This window comes from Pseudoalteromonas sp. BDTF-M6 (assembly GCF_018334135.1).
Classification (GTDB): domain Bacteria; phylum Pseudomonadota; class Gammaproteobacteria; order Enterobacterales; family Alteromonadaceae; genus Pseudoalteromonas.
On record NZ_JAGXTQ010000001.1, the window covers coordinates 869,473 to 890,427 of the forward strand.

The window sequence follows — 20,955 nt, forward strand, 5'->3', positions numbered from 1 at the left end:
AGGGGCACTGCCCCTTTTTATTAGCTGGATAACATCCCATTACTCATCAAGTAAGATCTCAAAACCACCGTAAATCATCCGCTTACCATCAAACGGCATGGGGTTAAGCTGCTCCTGGCAGCTGGGGTCCTGCATAAACTCCGCCCAGCCCTGATCACGCACTTCTTTTGACGGCCAGTGGATCCAGGAAAACACCACGGTTTCATCGTCTTTGCATTGCACCGCCATGGGGAAAGACGTCAGTTTGCCATCGGGTACATCACTGCCCCAATTTTCCACCACACGATCGGCACCATACTTTTTAAAAAACACCGCAGCCTTTGCCGCATGTTCACGATACTCTTCGCGTTTTTCCGTAGGCACAGCACAGACAAAACCATCTACATAACTCATGTTTATTCTCCTTGGTGCAGCTCGCACCTTTACATTTTTATTAGGATTAACCTATAGCGGACAAAGCCGACTGTTTCTAGCGGCCTTTTCAAGCGACATCTCCAAGCGGACGCATAAATTTCTCCCTTCATAGTATGTATGATGCTCGGCAAAACGCCGGAAAAGTTTCCTCCCCGACCGTAAAACTGATAATTCTCTACAACGAATTCAACCCCTTGCATATACTCACTCTACGATTGTGCACTAAGCCACGAAGGAGAATTAAATGATTGCCTATACCATGATAGGAGTAAGCGATTTACCTAGGGCGATAGATTTCTACAAGCCATTATTTGCGCAAATGGGCATGGAAATATGTTGGCAAGGCGATACCTGCGCCTCTTTTGGCATTGTCGATGATGAGTCGGTGCCACGCTTTTTTATCGGCTACCCATTCGATGGTGGTGCCGCCAGCGTCGGCAATGGCACCATGACGGCATTTAGGCTGCAATCACCGGAGCAGGTTGTGGCCCTGCACAAGATGGCCTTGGAAAATGGCGGCAGAGATGTTGGTGAGCCGGGTTATCGACCCCAATATGGCGAGGGCTTTTATGCCGCCTATGTGCGCGATAGCGATGGTAATAAACTCGCTTTTGTTGTCTATCCTTAGTCTTAAGCAACTTAACTAAGCGATCGGGGCTTTCCCTTCAGTGCTACAGCCACTTTTTTTACTCACCTTTTTTATTTGCACCTTTATTGGCTTTCGTTTTGTCCTGGCTTATCTACGGGTGAAAGACGAAGTCAATAAAAGGGCCATTGCACTGACGATCAGTTTTTTAGCCATTCAACTCGCCTGCGGCTGGGTGAGCAACCTGCTAAATTTTGTCGAGCCCACAACCCTTATCGCTTCGGTGATCCTCTTTGCCTTTGTATTAAGAAAAGTACTGATCCTAAAGCTATGGCAAGTTATCGCCATCCCCATTGTGGTATCTATGATCTCCACCCTATTTATGGCCATTACCTTTATGCTGGCCATTCGCTTGTTTGGGCCCATCGGCGTCAATTGAAACTCAACGCCTAGGAAAATATGATCCAGATCCTCTTTGCGTAAAATTCACACACATTTACGCTAAATGCTGTCGAAATTGACACAAATCTCACCCATACTGGATTTTAGTTTCGCTCAACCTGAGAATTAAATATGGATAATAAACTCTCGACCCCCACCATAGTATTGCATTGGCTTACCGGCTTGTTGTTTATCGGCGTATTGGCATTTGGCTTGTATGTTGAGGAGCTGCCCAAGGGGGATGAAAAGCTAGAGATGCTGGCACTGCATAAATCCTTTGGCATTACCGTCCTCTGTTTTGCCTTTGCGCGCTTGCTCTGGCGCCTTAAAGAGGGTGAAATTACCCATGTTGCCGAGCTTAGCAAAGTCCAGGAGTTAACCGCTAAGAGCGTGCATATGGTGTTGCTGATAGGCACCTTGTTAATGCCCATCTCCGGATTAATGATGAGTATCGGCGGTGGCCATGGTGCGGCCTTATTTGGCTTCGAGCTCTATCCAAAGAGTGAAAAAATCGAATGGATGGGAAGCCTTGGGCACGATATTCATGGCCCGGCGGCCTGGTTGTTGCTTGTGACCCTGTTGGTGCATATCGCCGCGGCCATCAAACACCATTTTATCGATAAAGATAGAACCTTAAGTCGTATGCTGGGGCGTGGCAGCGACTAACTCGAAAATAAAATGGGGAGCCTAGGCTCCCCTTTTTTATACCCGCTTAAGGCTCAGCCAATTGCCTTTTGACCTCTTCACTGTCCTTGTTCAGATAATTATCACTGCTTAACCCCAGGCTTTGCGGCAAGGTGGCACTGATAAATACCGACGACCAGGTACCCACCAGGACGCCAACAAACAAGGTGATGGCAAAGCCACGCAGCGGCGCCCCCGCCATCATCCAGATACTGATAATAGTGGTTAAGGTAGTTAACGAGGTGATCAGGGTGCGGCTCATGGAGGCAAAAATGGCCTCATTCACGCTTTTGGATACGTTTTGCTCGGGTTTAGCGCGCACTATCTCGCGCACCTTGTCGCCTATGACTATGGAGTCATTGAGGGAGTATCCGATGATCGCCAAAATAGCCGCCAGCACGGTTAAGGTAAATTCCACCTCAAACAAGGCTAACAGCGCCAGGGTGATAATCACATCATGGGCCAGCGCCAGGGTTGCCGCCACGCTTAAGCGCCATTCAAAACGACCAAGGAGGTAGAGCATCACCGCCAGGGTAGCAAATAACAAAGCCATCATTCCCTGCTCTATCAGTTCATCGCCGGCGGCGGCACCCAAGAAGCTGTTATCAAGCACGGTTGCACCGCTGTGCACCGACCAGCTCGCCAGCCAATCGCCGCTGGCGCGTCCCGCCTCGGGAGTTTGAAATACCGACCATTTCCCCGGACCACGCTCGGTTAAGCGAAATGGCCCATCAATATAGTTGCCGAGCTCTTGCTGTAACGGCTCTTGGGCGACCGACTGAGGCAGAGCAAATTCACTGACATAACCGCCGGTAAAATCCTGCCCCAAGGGTACGCCCTTAAGAGTGATGATCAACAGGCTCACTACCATAAGCACGACACTCAACCACAGGCCAAATTTGCGTACGGATTTAAAATTACTCACCATAATGGAACTCCTTGGTCGGGTGCTTAGCCGTCTCTTTCGCCCAGTTAAACAACAAATAAGAAAGGTATTTGGATACCAATACACCGCTAAAAACGCTGGTGGCTATGCCCAGCGCCAGGGTGATGGCAAAGCCTTTGACCGGACCATAACCTACCCCCACCAGCACCAAGGCGCTGATAAAGGTGGTGAGATTGGCATCGATAATACTGCTCATGGCGTGTTGATAACCTCGCTGCAGTGCCTGCAAACGAGTGCGCCCTAGGCGTAGCTCCTCCTTGATGCGCTCAAAGATGATGACATTGGTATCCACCGCCATGCCTATGGTTAGGACCAAGCCGGCGATCCCCGGCAGCGTTAACACCACCCCGGGCAACAGCGACATCAGCCCAAGTAAACTGACGACATTAACCATCAACGCCAGGTTCGCCACCACTCCTAGGCGGCGATACCAAAACAGCATAAAGCCCAGGGTCAACGCAAAGCCAAGCAATAAGGCATTAAGGCCATTACTGATATTTTGCTCGCCCAGGCTCGGACTCATGGTTTGTTCCTTGATGATGCGTATCGGCGCTTCCAAGGAGCCTGCACGCAGCACCAGGGCAAGATCCTGCGCCCGCTGCCAGGAACCCAGCCCGGTAATGCTAAAACGCGTTCCCAAGGCTTCATTGATGGTGGCAATTGAGATCACCTCCTCACGTTTATGCACATTTTCATCGGCGCCTTGCACATACTCGCTGTACAAGGTGGCCATGGGCTCGCCGATCTGGGCGCGCGAGAAACGATTAATTTTATCGCCGCCCTGGGATGAGAGCTGCAACTGCACCATGGGTTGGCCCCACTCATCGCGCCCGGCCTGCGCACCGGTAATATCATTGCCGGTAAATATGGCCTTGGCATCGATGGCCACTCGATCTCCCTCTTGGGTTAACACCCGCTTGCCACCTTGCTGCTGCAAGCCGTGAAACGACAGCTGGGCGGTAGCACCTATGATACGTTTGGCCTCGCCTGGGTCTTGGACGCCGGGCAACTCAATGCGAATGCCCTGCTCGCCCTGACGCTGCACCACCGCCTCGGTGATCCCCAGTTCCTCAATGCGCTTGCGCAAAGTGGCCAGGGCCTGAGCCATGTCCTCCCGGGCGAAAAGCTGCTGTTGGGCCGCAGGGTAATGCAATCTGTTATATACAAAATCCCCCTTTTGCTCGCGCGTAACATGCAATTGTGGATACAGCTGCTGCAGCTGATCTTGTAATTGCTCGCCCTGAGCCGCCGAACGCAGTGGGGAGCGCAGCACCAGGGCATGATCCCCAGTGTCTATGCTCACGCCTCGCAATCCATGGGTGCGCCGAAGAGTATTGGCATCCGCAGCAATGGATTCAATACGCTGCGCCATCGCTTGGTCGGTATCGACTTGCAAGACAAAAAGCACGCCGCCACCTAAGTCCAAACCCAGTTTCATCGGCGCTAAGCCTAGACTTTGCATCCAGCTCGGTGTGGTCGCTCGTGTTTGCACCTTGACGTCGGCGTCCATTAATTGTTGTCGCAACACCCCGGCCGCCGCGGCGCTGTTATTCGGTCTTTCCAGGGTCAGCAATAGCCTCTGTGCCTGGGGGTCAAAGTGGCCACCTTGTACAGGGAAACCTTGACTATCGAGCAAACGCTCGGTCTGAACCAAGGCCTGCGCTCCCTCGGGATTCTCGACTGCAATCACCTTGGTATTGGGGTATAAGTTGGGTAAGGCACTCAGTGCCAATATCACAATGAGGACAAGGGTGGTAAATACGCCCATGCCACGCTTGGCTCGCCATAACGAACCGTTTTTATTATTCATAATCTCTACCTTACGCTTGCCAAAACAAGCGTAAAAAGTTGCCATCCTTGTCAGCAGATACGGCCTAAAACCGGTCTGGGGACAAGAAATTAAACCTTTGCTGGATACTTGAGCCAGCAGCTAAATGGGTTGTGAAACGGGTCGTTAAACGAGCCGCTAACCAGGCAGAGAGTCGTACAGCAGACGGCTGCGATAGGTGAGATTGGCGGCCTTGCAGTTATCAAGCAGGCCACTGTTGGGCAGGCACGTATGCATATACCAGGGTAAGTCGGTCCTTGGCGTCACCCTTACCTTATCAAGGCGGCTGGGCTCGTCTTGTTGCGCCAGGGTGTAGGCGAGCAGATACAAGGGTTGCTGCTCGGGATGTAAAAAATAGCTTGGGTGCGAGCCCATGGCCCGCTGGGGCAGTTGTACCGGATGAGAGGTGGGCGCTTGATGCTGCTTGGCATTCATATCCATATCAAGCGTAAAGGTGAGACAGGGGGCAGTACTTTGCACTTGCTGCGTCGCACACAGCGCAGTTGGCACCGGCGGCGAACTCTGCTGCGAAAACTGCCCAGCATCGAGCGCACTCGCCAAAACGAATGTGATCGCCGCCACCCAGATTATCAAAAACGCACGCACAATAAGCTCACCCACAAATCATCATCTTGCCCCGCTAAGTTGTTATTTCGACATGGGGCAATCTACTCTTAGATATGGGCAAAAGACGATAAATCAAACCTCCATCTAAAAAATCGTTGTTTGGGAGATGCTATGCTAGGTCAGGTATTTAACGATGCGGTCGCGCGCTTAAAGCGCATTGGCGCACTCACCCAGTGCTCTAATCAGGTGATCAGTGCCCTAAGTCATGCCAATGCCATGTTGCACGTCAATGTGGAGGTGCGCATGGACAATGGCCATATTCACTACTTCCCCGGCTATCGCTGTCAACACAATAATGTGCTCGGCCCCACCAAGGGCGGGATACGTTTTCACCCTCAGGTCAACGCCGATGAAGTGCAGGCTTTGGCGCTGTGGATGACGCTAAAATGCGCGGTGGTGGGCATTCCCTTTGGCGGCGCCAAGGGCGGCGTCTGTGTCGACCCAAAAACCCTCTCCCCATTTGAACTGGAGCGCTTATCCCGCTCCTACGTGCGCGCCATGGCCGACTTTATTGGTCCTGAGCGCGATATTCCCGCTCCGGATGTCTATACCAACGCCCTGATCATGGGTTGGATGATGGATGAATACGAAAAAATAACCCGGGTAAAAAACCCCGCAGTGATCACCGGCAAGCCCATCGCCCTGGGCGGCAGTTTAGGACGAGACGATGCCACCGGCCGCGGCGCCTATTTGTGCATCAAGGAGTTGGAAAAACGCGACCAGCTTACGCCACAAGAAACCCGCGTTGCCGTCCAAGGCTTTGGCAGCGGCGGCTACCATGTGGCGCGCCTGCTCGCCAATGACGGCTATAAGGTGGTGGCGGTCAGTGACTCGCAAGGGGCTATTTATCGTCAGGAAGGTCTGAATATCGACAGTGTTTATCGGCAAAAGCAACAGCATAAGGAGCTCAAAGCCGTGTATTGCGAAGGCTCGGTGTGCGAGGCCCTAGAGCACCAACGCCTCAGTAATGCCGAACTCTTGGTCAGTGACGTCGATATCCTGATCCCCGCCGCTCTCGATGGGGTGATCACGGCTGCAAACGCCGCAGCCATTCAAGCCCGTTACATAGTGGAGATTGCTAACGGCCCGGTGACCAGTGACGCCGATGCCATTTTGAAAAATAAAGGGGTGATAGTAATCCCGGATATTCTTGCCAACGCCGGCGGTGTCACCGTCAGCTATTTTGAATGGACGCAAAATCGCTGTGGTCAACGCTGGGAAAGAGAAAAGGTCAGCGATGAGCTGAGCCAGGTAATGCAACGCGCCTTTAAGCGCGCCAATGATCTGGTAGACAAACACGGCATGGACTTTCGCGACGCCGTCTATGCCGTGGCTCTAGAGCGTCTCAGTGAAGGCATAGAAGCACACGGCACGCCCGATTATTTCAACGGCGGTTGAACAAACATCTTGCTACTAAGCTCGACCAGGGCGTCGAGCTTAGCTTTATCGACCGGAGGTTTCCAGGCGATTAATTGCTCCCAAAATGCCAACTCTTTGAGGCCACCAAAAAACACCACGGCGGCGGTATCGGGGGCAATATCCTTAAGCGCGCCCTTGCTTTGGGCTTCTTCGAACCATTCTTTAATGCCCTGCTCACAATGCTTAAAGCGCTCATCGAGCATGGCGGCGCGCTTTTTCGAGCGCAATGATTCGATCAAAATAATACGAGATAAGGTCAAGTAGTCCTTATCCTGAGTCAGCCTAAGTGCAACATCGGCTAACTTTTGCAACTGCTCTTTAATCGGCGTTTGCATGCAGAAAGGGTTGTCTTGTAGCGGGCGAATACGCTCAATCAACAAATCGACAACGCCATCAAAAAGTTGTTCCTTGTTGCTGTAGTATTTGTACAGCGTGCGCTTCGATACCTTGGCCTTGGTGGCCACCGCTTCCATGGTCGTGCCTGCGAGCCCGCGTTGGGCAAACAAGGCAATGGCTGCGCCGATCACTGCTTGTTGTTTTGTACTACTCATGTGCTGCCCCTTATGTCAACGCTCGGCAGTATAACTAAACTGCACTAAGAAGATAGTTGGTAAACGAAAAAGTATACCTAAATTAAAAAAAAGTATACACTTTCGTTTACTTGGTGACCATTGGGTTACAATAATTACATTTCGCAAAGTGGATTCATTCTTTCGAGAATTAACGCTACGCTTTATTTACTGCGGCTTTTTTGCCATGCGATATCAGCCTGAAGATGCCAAGTATTCCGCCTCGGCGGCTCGTAAATACCATATAACTTGCACAGGGAAACGCTTATCTTATGCGAACTAACCTAGTTAATTCTTTCGCCCGCTCCGCGTCTTTGGCGCTCACCGCCAGCTTACTATTAAGTGCCTGTGAGCAAGGCGCGCAACAGCAACAACAGGCCATGCCGCCAGCCCAGGTCGAAGTACTGGCCGTCACCCCCATCGATGCGCCCTTTGTGATCTCATTGCCGGCCACGGTATCGGGCTCTAAAGAGGTTGAAATTCGCGCCCGCGTCAGTGGCGTGCTTGAGTCTCGAAACTTTTCGGAAGGGCAAAAGGTCAGCGCCGGGCAGTCGCTCTTTACCATTGACTTAGCACCCTATCAGCTCGCCTACGAGCAGGCTCAGGCCGCACTCGCCGCCGCCGAAGCACGTTTAGAACAAGCACAAAAAGAAAGTAAACGTTTGGCCAAACTGCGCGAGGACAATTCGGTTTCCCAGCGCGACTATGATAACGCCCGCTCCAGCGTCGACATAGCCAAAGCGGATCTTAACGCCAGCGAGGTGCTCCTGCGCGAGGCCAAACTCAACCTCGACTATGCTCAGGTGAAGGCGCCGGTGAATGGCATCATGGGCCGTGAGCAGGTCTCAGAAGGCACCTATGTTTCCGGTCCCGAGGTATTACTGACGCAGATCACCGCCCTCGACCCGGTGCGGGTGCGCTTTGGCTTGTCCGAGCGTGAACAGCTGATGATGCGCCAGGCGCAAAAGCGTGGCGAGCTGACGCTACCCGCCGATGGCCAATGGCAAACCCAGTTAAAATTACAAGACGGCAGCCTGTATGAGCATATGGGCACGGTTAACTTTACCGATGTCCGCATTAATGCCAATACCGGCACCTCTGAATTTCAGGCCATTGTCGCCAACCCGGACTTTAGCCTGCGCCCAGGCCAGTTCGTCCAAGTTGAATTGCTAGGCGCGGAACACAAGGGCACCTTTGCCGTCCCGCAAAAGGCAGTGCTTGATAACGGCACCGGCAAATTCGTTTACCTTGCTGCCACCAATGAGCAAGGCGCCACCATAGCCCGCCCCGCTCCCGTTGAGGTCGGCGAATGGTATCGCCAACAAAAGGGGGAGCAAATAGAAAACCTGTGGATTATCCGCAGTGGCCTGAGCGCCGGCGATAAGGTCATCGTCGAGGGCATGGCTCGTATTTTCTTCCCGGGCATGCCGGTTAGCATCATCAACGAGCAAGGATAAGGGCATGATGTTTTCTCGATACTTTATCGACAGGCCGATCTTCGCCTTTGTGATCTCCATCGTCATCGTACTCGCGGGTCTGGCCGCCATGCGCGCCCTGCCCGTGGCCCAATACCCGGAAATCGCCCCGCCCGTGGTGCAGGTGACCGCCAGTTACCCCGGTGCCGCCGCCGAGGTGCTGGAGCAAACCGTGGCCGCTCCCATCGAAAACGCCATCACCGGCGTTGAGGGCATGATGTATATGGCATCGACGTCCACCAGTGCCGGCACCACCACCATAGAAGTGACCTTTGAAATCGGCACCGATGCCGATCAGGCCGCGGTGGACGTGAATAACCGCGTTAAACAAGTGGAAGCGCGTTTACCCGAGGAAACCCGTCGCCAGGGCGTGGTGGTACAAAAAGGTTCGTCCAGCTTTTTGCAGGTTCATGCCTTTTATTCCCCGGACGACAGTCGCTCCGCGCTGTGGACCTCTAACTATGTGACCTTGAATATACTGGATCGCATCAAGCGCATCCCCGGCACCACCAATGTGCAAATCTTCGGTGCCAAGGACTACGCGATGCGCATCTGGTTACGCCCGGATCTAATGAGTCAGCTTGGGGTGACGGTGAATGAGATCACCACCGCCATTCGTGAGCAAAACTCTCAATATGCCGCCGGTAACATAGGCGCAACGCCAACCCATGTGGCGCCGCAATCTTTGGTCTACAGCGTCACCGCACGTGGCCGTATGTCGGAGCCTAAAGAGTTTGAAAACATTATCTTGCGCGCCAACGCCGATGGCAGCTCGCTGCGTTTAAAAGACGTAGCCCGGGTTGAACTCGGTGCCAAGGACTATAACTTTGAAGGCAGCTTTAACGGCAAAGAAGCCGTGTTGATGGGGATATTCCTGCAACCCGGTGCCAATGCCCTGGAAGTCGCCGAAGAAGTCGGCGCCGTGATGGCGGAATTTAAGCCCCAGTTCCCGGCGGGCCTTGAGCATGTGGTCTCCTACGACACCACCCGCTTTGTTGAGGTGTCCATCCGCGAGGTATTAAAAACCCTGATAGAAGCCATGGTCCTGGTGTTCCTGGTGGTATATCTGTTCTTACAGAACTGGCGCGCCACCCTGATCCCCACCTTGGCTGTGCCCGTTTCTCTGCTTGGCACCTTTGCCGGCATGTATATGTTAGGTTATTCCATCAATACCTTGACCCTGTTCGGTATGGTGCTCTCCATCGGTATCGTCGTTGATGATGCCATCGTGGTGCTGGAAAACGTCGAGCGCATTATGCACGAAGAGCATGTCAGCGCCCGCGACGCCGCGATTAAAGCCATGGGCGAGGTGTCCGGCCCCGTGGTCGCCATCGTGCTGGTGTTGTGCTCGGTGTTTGTGCCCATCGCCTTCTTAGGTGGGCTCACCGGCGAGCTGTTCCGCCAGTTTGCCATTACCATCTCCATTGCAGTGAGCCTCTCGGGTGTGGTCGCCTTGACCATGACGCCGGCGCTGTGCGTGCTTATCCTAAAACATGAGCACAAGCAAACCGCAGGCTTCTTCGTCTGGTTTAATAAATTTTTTAGCGCTATTACTCATAAATACGTGGGTGCGGTGGGCTTTATGGTACGCCGTGGCCTGCTTGGGTTAGTGCTTATGGTTGCCATGGTCACCGCCACCATCAGTATCTGGCAAAAAACGCCGAGTTCACTGGTTCCCGATGAAGACCAAGGCTTTTACATCGTCGCGGTATTCTTACCGGATGGCGCCTCGTTAGAGCGCACCTCCGCCGTGGTGGATGAGGTGATAGCCGCGGTGCAATCAAACCCGGCGAACGAAAATATCGCCTCTTTTACCGGCTTTGACTTTATCGGCGGCGGTTTTAAAAACAATGCGGCCACCATGTTCGTCACCCAAACCCATTGGGATGACCGCGAGGTGGATACCAAGGCCCTGGTCGGCGAGCTGTTTGGTAAAACCGCCCATATCAATGAGGCTCTTGTTCTAGCGTTTAATCCACCGGCAATCTTCGGTCTGGGGTCCACCGGCGGCTTTGAATTTTATATTCAAAATAAGGGGGCCGGTGGTCCAGAGAAGCTGCAGCAGGCCATGCAACTGGTAATGAGTGAGGCGCAAAAAAGCCCCATTGTCGGCGGCGTGCAAACCCTGTGGCGCCCGGATGCACCGCAATTGAAGGTGGATATTGACCGCGAACAGGCCCGTGCCATGGGCGTCAATATCAATGAAGCCTTTAATACCCTGGCCGGAACGCTGGGCACCTACTATGTGAATGACTTCAACAAGTTTGGACGCGCCTGGCAGGTGCTGATGTCGGCGGAGGCGCAATATCGCATGCAGCCCCAGGACATTGGCCGTATTTATGTTAAAAGCAGCTCAGGTGAGATGGTGCCCATGTCGGCCTTTACCACCATGGAGTTTAGCCGCGGACCGGATAGCCTGAGCCGCTACAATAACCTGCCGGCGGTCAAGCTGCTGGGCGAAGCGGCGCCGGGATACAGTTCGGGCCAGGCCATCGCCGAAATCGAGCGTATCGCCGCCCAGGTTTTGCCTGCGGATATGAGTTATGACTGGACGGGTACCGCCTTCCAGGAAAAACGCAGCTCGGGTACCACGGGTATGGCACTGGGCCTGGCGGTGATCATGGTGTTTTTGATCCTTGCAGCTTTGTATGAACGTTGGTCTTTGCCCTTGTCCGTGATGCTGGCTCTGCCCTTTGGTACCTTTGGTGCGCTGATCTCCATCTGGATAGCGGGCCTGACCAATGACGTGTACTTTCAGATAGGTCTGGTTACCCTCTTGGGTCTGGCCGGTAAGAACGCCATTTTGATAGTCGAGTACGCTTTGCTTAAGCATCAGCAGGGCTGGAGTGCCGCCGCCGCGGCTTTAGAAGCGGCGCGACTGCGTTTTCGCCCCATTATCATGACCTCCATGGCCTTTATCCTTGGCGTTGTGCCCTTGGTATTGAGCTCGGGCGCCGGCGCCGGTGCCCGTCACAGTGTGGGGACCGGGGTGATGGGCGGCATGATGGCGGCCACCTTCCTGGCGGTATTCTTTGTACCCCTGTTTTTCTATTGGCTGACGCAGCGTCGCCTGGGAGAGCGTCGCTCTCGTCAGGAACTGGCGGAAGAAATCGCCAGCCAACATAAAAAGGAACAAGTGGATACCAAAGAAGGTTTAGTTTAACCCACTCACGAAAAGGCGCCGATGGCGCCTTTTCTCTGTGCTTGCACAAATCCCGCTTTTAAATTGACCTAATGCTCGCTACTATTGGGAAATCAGCGTGTTAAGAGATCTCTATGGCTACTAGTAAAGGCGATTTATTTGCCGAATTTTTTCAAGTCCAAGAAAGTATCGATGTGGTGGTTGAAGCCATAACGCCAGCGCAGCTGCCCGATGACAGCGACGCACTTGAACGTGATATTCCCCCCCTGTTTCGTTTGGCCAATGAGGTGAACACCTTAGAGCAAAGTGCTCTGCGGCCTTTGCGTCTGCTGGGCGAAACCGCCAGCGAGCTGGCCCAGTATTTATCCTTACAATCGCGCAAAATTGATCTCATCCTCAGTCATATTTTGATGCAGGAAAATGCCGACCACCCCAGTGAGCGCGCCCACAGTTATGGCGGCTCTGGCTTTACCCTGTGGCGCGAGTCTGCGCTTGAGCGCGGCCAGCCCCTGCGCTGCAAGCTGTTTCTAGAACATGAAGCGGCGGCCATCTATTGTTATGGCGAGGTGATCGATATCAGCAGCAGCGCGCAAGGCTTTGTTCATCAAATCCTTTTCACCCTGGTGCGTGAACAGGACCGGGAGTTACTGGTCAGAGCGAGTTTGCACGCGCAGACCCGGCAGCTAAAAAAGCGTAATCAGCAGCAACACTGAGCGCCTCAAGCCGACTTAATCACAGGCGGCGAAATTGCCGCCAATCCGCTATCCAAGCCGTATATTTAGCTGACATTCAAGCTATTAATGCTAAACTAGCGGCTTGTTTTTCAGTGATTGACAGCAATGACCTTTAGATTACTTCCCGAGTGGCATCGACAAGATGCGGTAATGCTCACCTGGCCCCATCAAGACACCGACTGGGCGGCCAACCTATCTGCCGTCGAGCAGGTTTATCTTGAATTAAGCAAGCATATCAGCGAGCGCCAGCGCCTGCTGATCGTCGCCGACAATGCCGAGCTTAAAGCGCATATCCGCAGCAAGCTGATTGAGCAGGGTGTAGACCTTTCACAGGTGTGCTTTGTTGATGCCCCCTGTAACGACACCTGGGCCCGGGATCATGGTCCGTTGACCCTCAGCGATGGGCAACAACTTAAGGCCATCGATTGTCAATTCACCGCCTGGGGCGGCAAGTATGAAGCCGACAAAGACAATGCCATCAATGGCCAGCTGTTTGCACAGGCACTCAATCAAGGCGTGCGCACCGAGCAGAGCGACTTTATCCTCGAGGGTGGCGCCATTGAAATCAATGAACAGGGCGTGTTGCTAAGCACCCGCGCCTGCGTGCACAATAAAAACCGCAATGCCAGCATGAGTGCAGAGCAAATCGACACTGCCCTAGCGCAGTTGCTTGGCGCCAAAAAGATTCTTTGGCTAGATCATGGTTACCTGGCGGGGGATGACACCGACTCTCATATCGACACCCTGGTGCGTTTTGCGCCAAATAATACCCTGGTGTATGTGCGCTGCGACGACCCGCAGGACGAGCATTATGACGAACTTGGCAAAATGGCCGAAGAACTGGTGGCCCTGCGTGGTCTTAACGATGACGCCTACGAATTAATTGCCCTGCCCTGGCCCAAAGCCGTCTATAACAGCGAGGGCGAGCGCCTGCCGGCCACCTACGCCAACTATCTGATTATTAATGATGCGGTCTTGGTACCAACCTACAATGACAGCCATGATCGGGTGGCACTGGCACAAATAGCCAAGGCCTATCCGGGGCGAGAAGTGATTGGCGTAGACTGCTGCGCCCTGATTGAACAATTTGGCAGCCTGCACTGTATTACCATGCAGTTGCCCCAAGGTTTTTTGGAGAATAAATAATGTCCTCTTCGAATTCAGCCGTGGCACCTTTAGCTGTGGCATTAGTACAGCAGCAAAACACTGCAGAGCGCGACTTTAACCTCACTAACTCCATCGCCGGCATACGCGAGGCCGCCGCCAAGGGCGCCAAGCTAGTGGTGTTGCAAGAGCTACACACCGGCTTATATTTTTGCCAAAGCGAAGACGTTAACCAGTTTGACTTAGCCGAAACCATTCCAGGTCCAAGTACGGATACCCTGGGTGCGCTGGCCAAAGAGCTGAACATAGTAATCGTCGCTTCTTTGTTCGAGCGCCGTGCCGCCGGCCTGTATCACAATACCGCCGTGGTGCTTGAGTGTGACGGCAGCATTGCCGGTAAATACCGCAAGATGCATATTCCTGACGACCCGGGCTTTTACGAGAAGTTTTACTTTACCCCGGGCGATCTGGGTTTTGAACCCATTAAAACCTCGGTGGGCACCTTGGGCGTGTTGGTGTGCTGGGATCAGTGGTTCCCGGAAGCGGCACGTTTAATGGCCACGAAAGGCGCTGAAATCCTGATTTACCCGACCGCCATAGGCTGGGATCCCAACGACGATGCCGCCGAGCAAAAACGCCAGCAAGACGCCTGGGTGATTTCGCAACGTGCCCACGCAGTGGCCAACGGTGTGTATGTGATCAGTGCCAACCGCACCGGTTTTGAGGCCGATCCCACGGGCCACAGCGCCGGTATCCAATTCTGGGGTCACTCTTTTATCGCCGGGCCTCAGGGGGAATTTTTAGCCACCGCCAGCGACGACAAGGCCGAAGTCCTGAGCGCCAACTTAGATCTTGCCCGTGGCGAGAATGTGCGCCGTATCTGGCCTTATCTACGTGACCGTCGTATCGATCATTACGGCGACCTAACTAAACTTTATCGCGACTAAAACGGAGATTTCCATGCAGTTAGCGCAGTTCATCGAATTGCCTTGGGTAAAAACGCAACAAGATAAAATCAAATGGGGTCAGTTAAGCGGCAGCGCTCTGACCCTGAGTGTCGGCGAAGCGGTCAAGCAGCACCCGCAACTGGTGGTGCTGATCACCCCGGATACACCCACGGCACTAAAACTTGAGCACGAACTCCATGCGCTACTGCCTCGCGATCAGGTCATGGTGTTTCCCGACTGGGAAACCCTGCCCTATGACCATTTCTCGCCGCATCAGGATATCGTCTCCACCCGCCTAAGCACATTAAGCCGCTTGCGCGACTCGCACCAGGGTGTGCTGATTGTGCCGGTGTCGACCCTGATGCTGCGCTCTGCGCCCAAACAATTTATCTATGGCAACGCCATCGTCTATCGCGTCGGTGACACCCTGAATATCGACAAGCTGCGCAAGCAACTGGACGACGCCGGCTATATACACACCCAACAGGTCATGGCGCACGGCGAATACGCGGTGCGCGGCTCGGTTGTCGATCTCTTTGCCATGGGCCAAAATGCGCCGGTGCGCTTTGATTTATTTGATGATGAAATCGACAGCATGAGTCACTTCGATGTCGATACCCAGCGCTCCAGCGAGCAGATCAAGGCCATCAACCTGCTCCCGGCTCACGAATTTGGCACCACGGATGCGGATATTGAGCGCTTTCGTATTCAATACCGTGAAGCCTTTGGTGCCAGCGCCGAACAAGACTCTGTGTATATGCAGGTCTCCAAAGGTGCATTGCCACCAGGGATTGAATACTATTTGCCCCTGTTCTTTGAGCAGCTCGATACCCTGTTCGATTACCTGCCCGAGCAGGCGGTGTTTATGCATATGGGGGATATCCAGCACAGTGCCGAACGTTTCTTAGCGGATGTCCACAGCCGTTATAACAGCCGTAAGGTTGACCCGCTGCGCCCCTTGTTGGAGCCGCAGCGTTTATATCTGCCCCTTGAAGAGCTCAACAGCCGCTTTAAACAGTATCCGCGTATCGAGCTCAGCCAAGCGAGCCTGCCGCTGCGCGCCGGGCATTTTAACCTGGGCACAGAGCCCTTACCCGAAGTACGCATCGACCATGCCAAGCAGCCTCCCTTTGGCGCGTTTGTGGACTATGCCCTGGCAGAGAAGCAAAATAAGGGTCGCATCGTTTTAAGTGTGGAGTCCGACGGTCGTCGTGAAGCACTCTTGACCTTATTAAAACCAAGCGGCTTAAAAATTACGCCCTGTGACAACCTCGATAAAGCGTTAGCCTGTGATGCGGATATCACCCTGATTGTGGCGCCCTTTGAGCAAAGCGTGGTGCTTAATCACAACGGCCGTGTCAGCCTGATCACAGAGCAGGAACTACTGGGTATTCGCGTCTCCCAGCGACGTCGCCGTAAACATAAGCATCAGGTCAGCAGTGATGCCCTTATCCGCAACCTCGCCGAGCTTAAAGAAGGTCAGTCCATCGTCCACCTGGATCATGGTGTAGGCCGCTACATCGGTCTGGAAACCCTGGATGCCGCGGGCGTGGCCACGGAATTTGTGACCATTATGTACGCCAACGACGCCAAGCTTTACGTGCCGGTGGCCGCCTTGCATATGCTCAGTCGTTATTCCGGCGGTGAAGAAGCCAGCGCACCTTTACATAAACTCGGCTCCGACGCCTGGGAAAAAGCGAAGAAACGCGCCGCCGAAAAGGTCCGAGATGTGGCCGCCGAGCTGCTCGATATTTATGCCAAGCGCCAGGCCAAGCCAGGATATAAGTTTGCCCTTGATGAGGCCGGCTATCGCCAATTCAGCGATAACTTTGTCTTTGAAGAAACCGAAGATCAGCAAAACGCCATCAGCGCGGTGCTCCATGATATGCAAAGCAAAAACGCCATGGATCGCCTGGTGTGCGGTGATGTGGGCTTTGGTAAAACCGAGGTCGCCATGCGCGCCGCCTATATCGCCGTGGCCGATGGTAAACAGGTGGCGGTGCTGGTGCCCACTACCTTGTTGGCACAACAGCATTTTGAGAATTTCCGCGACCGCTTTGCCGACTTCCCGGTGACGGTGGATATCCTCTCGCGCTTTAAATCCACCAAGGAGCAAAACGCGACCTTGGCCAAGATTAAAGAAGGCCAGGTAGATATTGTTATCGGCACTCATAAGCTGCTACAGGAAAACATCGACTTTGCCGATTTAGGCCTTTTGGTGGTGGATGAAGAACACCGCTTTGGCGTACGCCAGAAAGAGAAGATCAAGGCGCTGCGCGCCGATGTGGATATTCTCACCCTGACCGCCACGCCAATTCCAAGAACGCTTAATATGGCCATGAGCGGCATGCGTGATTTATCCATTATCGCCACCCCGCCGGCAAAACGTTTGGCGGTGAAAACCTTTGTTCGTCAACGCGACGATGAGATGATCCGCGAAGCCATTTTGCGGGAAATTAAGCGCGGTGGTCAGGTTTACTTCCTGCACAATAATGTCGAGACCATAGAGCGCACCGCCGAAGACATCCGCGCCATCGTTCCCGAAGCCACGGTAGCGGTGGCCCACGGGCAAATGCGCGAGCGCGAGCTGGAATCCCTGATGAGTGATTTCTATCATCAGCGTTTTAATGTGGTGGTCTGTACCACCATCATAGAAACCGGTATCGATATCCCCAGCGCCAACACCATTATTATGGACAGGGCCGACCGCCTTGGTCTGGCGCAATTGCATCAGTTGCGTGGCCGTGTGGGCCGCAGCCATCACCAGGCCTATGCCTACTTGTTAACGCCACCGCCCAAGGCCATGTCTAAAGATGCACAAAAGCGTCTTGAGGCCATCGCTTCGCTGGAAGACTTGGGCGCCGGCTTTACCCTGGCCACCCATGACCTGGAAATACGCGGCGCCGGTGAGCTCCTTGGCGATGAGCAGAGCGGACAAATTCAAACCATTGGCTTCAGCATGTATATGGAGATGCTGGAACAGGCCGTTGAAGCGCTTAAAAATGGCCAAGAGCCCACACTGGATAAGCTGATTAAGTCTCACACCGAAGTGGATTTAAAGCTGCCCGCCCTGCTTCCCAACGATTACATAGGCGATGTGAATCTGCGCTTGGGCCTGTACAAGCGCATCGCCAGTGCTGGTGATACGGAAACCCTGGACGAGCTTAAGGTGGAGCTTATCGACCGTTTTGGCCTGTTGCCCGATGCCACGAAACACTTATTCGCCCTCCAGGAGCTAAAACAACGAGCCGGCGCTTTGGGCATGACCAAGATAGAGGCCAACCCCAAAGGCGGTTACTTTGAATTCAGTCAGCAGACCAAGGTCAGCCCAACCTTTATTATCGGTTTAATTCAAGCAGATCCAAAACACTATAGAATGGAAGGCGCGAATCGGTTACGCTTTATGATCAGTGAAGCCAATGCCAAAGAGCGACTTAAGTTAATTACGGCGATGATCACCGAATTTGAAGCCAAGGTAGGAAGTTAATGATAAGAATAATGTTAATCACGTTGCTGGCGATGCTCAGTGTCCCGAGTTACGCCGATGGTCGTTGGTTTGAAATCGAAGTGCTGGTTTTTGAGCAAGGCCATACCCAGAGCACGGAAACGCTGCGTAATGAGGAGCTCGATCTCAGCCGCTACCAATACGACAACGACCTGCTGACCCCGGCTTACCTGTACACCCTCAATGGCCAATGTGAGAAAGGCGAGATAAGCCCGCCAACGCGAGCGAACGATGTGTTTGCGCTGCAAGGACAGACACAAAGCAGCATCTGCAACTACAACGCCGCCGATATGGTGAATCTGCAGCGCGTGTCTAAGGTGCCCAATGCCGAAGCACAAAACCACACCGCCAGCCCATACTTGCTTGCTCCAGAGCAGCTGCAGTTTGACGAACAGCGCCAGGCGCTTCGCCGCAAAGGAAAACAGGTGCTCTTGCACATCGGCTGGCGTTTTGCCGGTCAATCCAAACGCTCGGCACCGCGCTTTCGCCTCTTTGGCGGTGAGCAGGTTGCGACCTTGAGCGAACTGCCCGAGCAGATGACACAAGATAGTCTATTATTATCGCCAAGCACTCACTACGAGCCCCAGTGGCAATTAGACGGTTTTTTAAAGGTGCACCTAAACCATTATCTTTACATCACTTCTAACCTGGTGACCCGCGCCATAGGCGATACCGACACCTCGGTCAGTGGTGAATTTTCACAGTTTCGTCGCGTCATTTCGGGCGAAATTCATTACTTCGACCACCCGCAAATTGGCATGCTGGTGCAAATTAGACGTTTTAATCACTAGTCAGTGATAAGGAAAATAATATGAAAAAATCGCTTCTTTTAGCTATCGCCGCAGGTCTGACCCTAACTGCTTGTTCTAAAGTGACTCTGGAAAACTACGAACAAATTAAGGTAGGTATGGACCGTGCAGAAGTGGAAGCGCTTTTAGGCAGCCCGTCTGCGTGTGAAGACAAAGCCCTACACACCAACTGTATCTGGGGTTCAGAAAGCAAAAACATTCAGGTTACCCTAGTTTCGGATAAAGTAACTCTTTATTCTGAAAAAGGCCTGTAAGGTCTAAGGGGTGGCGTTGCCACCCTAAACATGCGGCATCAATTATGCTGCACTTCGCCTATGGGCTCTAAGGCCACTATCGCGGAGCGATTCAAGGTGATCTTATAGCGCTGGGCCTGTTTTTCGCCAGCGCTGTTATGGCTGACCAAGACCAGATTAATTTGATAACGGCGCTCAACCGCGTGTTTACGTATTTTCTTACCCGTATATTCATACAGCTTCCCTTCCCCCTTGCGTAAATAGCGCACCATGGGTGCCAGACTTATACTGGTAGTCTGGTTTAAGGCATCATATCCAGGCAAAAAGGCATTAACCAAAACCTGATTTTCAAATTGCATATATAGCCATTGAGCGGCTTGCTTATTTTGTTGACGACGTTTTGAGAATATAGCGGCAACGTCTTTAGGTATACGCTTAGGTCGAATATATTCCAACCACACCTTTTGTTTTCCTATGCGAGAGCGTGTGGTGCTGTTATAAAAAAGATTCAGCCATTTTGCGCGGCCGCGAATAATTCGACGCCATAGAAAATAGGTGACGTCTTCCTTAAAAATTTCCCTGAGACCATAGATGGTGCCCAATAAGGCCACCAAGCCTACGGTAACCTGGGTAAAGTTGGTACGGGCGTTAAGCACCAAGACCATAACAAAGGCCATGATCACCGCGGTCACCAAGCCCTTTACCATCCTTTTCAACATGGTATTCAGGTTTTTTATTTCTCTTTTTAAGACCACCCCATGCTCAATTAAGCGTTGTAATAACAGCATCTTATTGGCGAGGCGGTTGGGATCTTCCAAGGTCGGAGAAGAATTATAGCGGGCATTTTGGCGATGCTCGTTTTCATCTTGGCAATATTGTAATAATTGCGCGCGCTCCAGGCCAAAGTCGGTAGTTTTTGGCGCCTTATCGAGCAGCTTTAATAGCCCTTGCTCTATATACCAACTGAGAAAGTTATCGGCATTATGATAAAAAGATAATAGCTTTTTCTCTTTTGGCTTATAACGACGCAAACGCTTCAATAGCCGGTGAGCCTCCTGCTTTAATGCCAGGGCCCGAATATAAAATTCGTCAGCCTCGGTAATAGCAAGCGCCTCAGAAATATCCGTATCTACTGCCAGACGTACCTGATAGCAGTATAAATTTAAATTTTGCCTGTATTCCTGTTCATCACCGCGCACTTTACTTACGTAGCGGCTACGAACTAAGGGTAAATGTATGCCGCTGGCATTATAAGCCAAATGACTTTTAATATGGTTATAGTAGAAGCTTTCCTCACCCAGAGTGTTGGGGTTTATACCCATTTCATTGGGAATACAAAAATACAATTCGATACGGGTGTGAGATTTAGGTAGCAATGATTGCCCAAGCGCCAAACGCAAGCCTTCATCAAGTTTGAGTGTAGCGATTTCGTGCAAAGATTAACCCCCCTATTGTATTGATAATAAAAGTATAACCTATTTTTCACGGATAA

The 20,955-nt window shown here is 52.7% G+C and carries 18 protein-coding genes; 12 read left to right on the plus strand and 6 right to left on the minus strand.

Translation table 11 applies throughout. The features are described 5' to 3' along the window. Positions 1-39: 39 nt before the first annotated feature. Positions 40-393, minus strand: a complete 354-nt coding sequence (locus KD147_RS03890) for a DUF1428 domain-containing protein (protein WP_212546962.1) — start codon at positions 391-393, stop codon at positions 40-42. Positions 394-658: 265 nt separating this feature from the next. Between KD147_RS03890 and KD147_RS03895 the strand changes: the two genes are divergently transcribed. From KD147_RS03895 to KD147_RS03905, 3 genes are all read left to right on the plus strand, one after another. Beyond that, on the plus strand, positions 659-1,042 hold the full coding sequence (locus KD147_RS03895; RefSeq protein WP_212546963.1) for a VOC family protein: 384 nt from the start codon (positions 659-661) through the stop codon (positions 1,040-1,042). A gap of 40 nt (positions 1,043-1,082) precedes the next feature. Next, positions 1,083-1,439, plus strand: coding sequence for a hypothetical protein (locus KD147_RS03900; RefSeq protein WP_212546964.1), 357 nt, complete (start codon positions 1,083-1,085; stop codon positions 1,437-1,439). Positions 1,440-1,573: 134 nt separating this feature from the next. Further along, a complete protein-coding gene (locus tag KD147_RS03905; protein WP_212546965.1) occupies positions 1,574-2,107 on the plus strand; it encodes a cytochrome b in 534 nt (177 codons plus the stop codon). Between the two features lie 46 nt (positions 2,108-2,153). Here KD147_RS03905 and secF read toward each other — a convergent pair whose 3' ends face one another. The 3 genes from secF to KD147_RS03920 form a co-directional block, all read right to left on the minus strand. Beyond that, the gene (secF, locus tag KD147_RS03910) at positions 2,154-3,053 is read right to left on the minus strand and encodes a protein translocase subunit SecF (RefSeq protein WP_212546966.1); all 900 of its coding nucleotides are present in this window, start codon (positions 3,051-3,053) and stop codon (positions 2,154-2,156) included. Next, positions 3,043-4,881: a protein translocase subunit SecD gene (gene secD / locus KD147_RS03915; protein WP_212546967.1), complete on the minus strand. Its 1,839-nt coding sequence runs from the start codon at positions 4,879-4,881 to the stop codon at positions 3,043-3,045. The genes secF and secD overlap by 11 nt, the downstream gene beginning before the upstream one ends. A 156-nt stretch (positions 4,882-5,037) precedes the next feature. Beyond that, entirely contained in the window at positions 5,038-5,520 is a 483-nt protein-coding gene (locus KD147_RS03920; RefSeq protein ID WP_212546968.1) for a hypothetical protein, read from the minus strand. Between the two features lie 117 nt (positions 5,521-5,637). On the opposite strand from KD147_RS03920, the gene KD147_RS03925 reads away from it, so the two are divergent. Next, positions 5,638-6,924 (plus strand): Glu/Leu/Phe/Val family dehydrogenase, encoded by a 1,287-nt coding sequence (locus KD147_RS03925; protein WP_105255559.1) that lies wholly within the window; start codon positions 5,638-5,640, stop codon positions 6,922-6,924. Here KD147_RS03925 and KD147_RS03930 read toward each other — a convergent pair. Then, positions 6,906-7,496 carry a TetR/AcrR family transcriptional regulator gene (locus tag KD147_RS03930; protein WP_212546969.1) on the minus strand — a complete coding sequence of 197 codons (591 nt, stop codon included), beginning with the start codon at positions 7,494-7,496 and terminating at the stop codon, positions 6,906-6,908. The two genes, KD147_RS03925 and KD147_RS03930, sit on opposite strands and share 19 nt — an antisense overlap. Before the next feature lie 290 nt (positions 7,497-7,786). Between KD147_RS03930 and KD147_RS03935 the strand changes: the two genes are divergently transcribed. The 8 genes from KD147_RS03935 (at position 7,787) to bamE (ending at position 19,484) form a co-directional block, all read left to right on the plus strand. Then, the gene (locus tag KD147_RS03935; RefSeq protein ID WP_212546970.1) at positions 7,787-8,971 is read left to right on the plus strand and encodes an efflux RND transporter periplasmic adaptor subunit; all 1,185 of its coding nucleotides are present in this window, start codon (positions 7,787-7,789) and stop codon (positions 8,969-8,971) included. A 7-nt stretch (positions 8,972-8,978) separates the two neighbouring features. Next, positions 8,979-12,152, plus strand: coding sequence for an efflux RND transporter permease subunit (locus KD147_RS03940; protein WP_212547044.1), 3,174 nt, complete (start codon positions 8,979-8,981; stop codon positions 12,150-12,152). Between the two features lie 113 nt (positions 12,153-12,265). Next, entirely contained in the window at positions 12,266-12,844 is a 579-nt protein-coding gene (locus tag KD147_RS03945; RefSeq protein ID WP_212546971.1) for a PilZ domain-containing protein, read from the plus strand. A 126-nt stretch (positions 12,845-12,970) separates the two neighbouring features. Beyond that, positions 12,971-14,011: an agmatine deiminase family protein gene (locus KD147_RS03950; RefSeq protein ID WP_212546972.1), complete on the plus strand. Its 1,041-nt coding sequence runs from the start codon at positions 12,971-12,973 to the stop codon at positions 14,009-14,011. Beyond that, positions 14,011-14,916 carry a carbon-nitrogen hydrolase gene (locus KD147_RS03955; protein WP_212546973.1) on the plus strand — a complete coding sequence of 302 codons (906 nt, stop codon included), beginning with the start codon at positions 14,011-14,013 and terminating at the stop codon, positions 14,914-14,916. Before KD147_RS03950 ends, KD147_RS03955 begins: the two co-directional genes overlap by 1 nt. Positions 14,917-14,929: 13 nt before the next feature. Continuing rightward, positions 14,930-18,403 carry a transcription-repair coupling factor gene (gene mfd, locus KD147_RS03960; protein ID WP_212546974.1) on the plus strand — a complete coding sequence of 1,158 codons (3,474 nt, stop codon included), beginning with the start codon at positions 14,930-14,932 and terminating at the stop codon, positions 18,401-18,403. Positions 18,404-18,414: 11 nt separating this feature from the next. Beyond that, the gene (locus tag KD147_RS03965; protein ID WP_212546975.1) at positions 18,415-19,212 is read left to right on the plus strand and encodes a CsiV family protein; all 798 of its coding nucleotides are present in this window, start codon (positions 18,415-18,417) and stop codon (positions 19,210-19,212) included. Between the two features lie 20 nt (positions 19,213-19,232). After that, the gene (gene bamE, locus KD147_RS03970; protein WP_105189577.1) at positions 19,233-19,484 is read left to right on the plus strand and encodes an outer membrane protein assembly factor BamE domain-containing protein; all 252 of its coding nucleotides are present in this window, start codon (positions 19,233-19,235) and stop codon (positions 19,482-19,484) included. Between the two features lie 38 nt (positions 19,485-19,522). Here bamE and KD147_RS03975 read toward each other — a convergent pair whose 3' ends face one another. After that, on the minus strand, positions 19,523-20,899 hold the full coding sequence (locus tag KD147_RS03975; RefSeq protein WP_249318888.1) for a hypothetical protein: 1,377 nt from the start codon (positions 20,897-20,899) through the stop codon (positions 19,523-19,525). Positions 20,900-20,955: the final 56 nt, after the last annotated feature.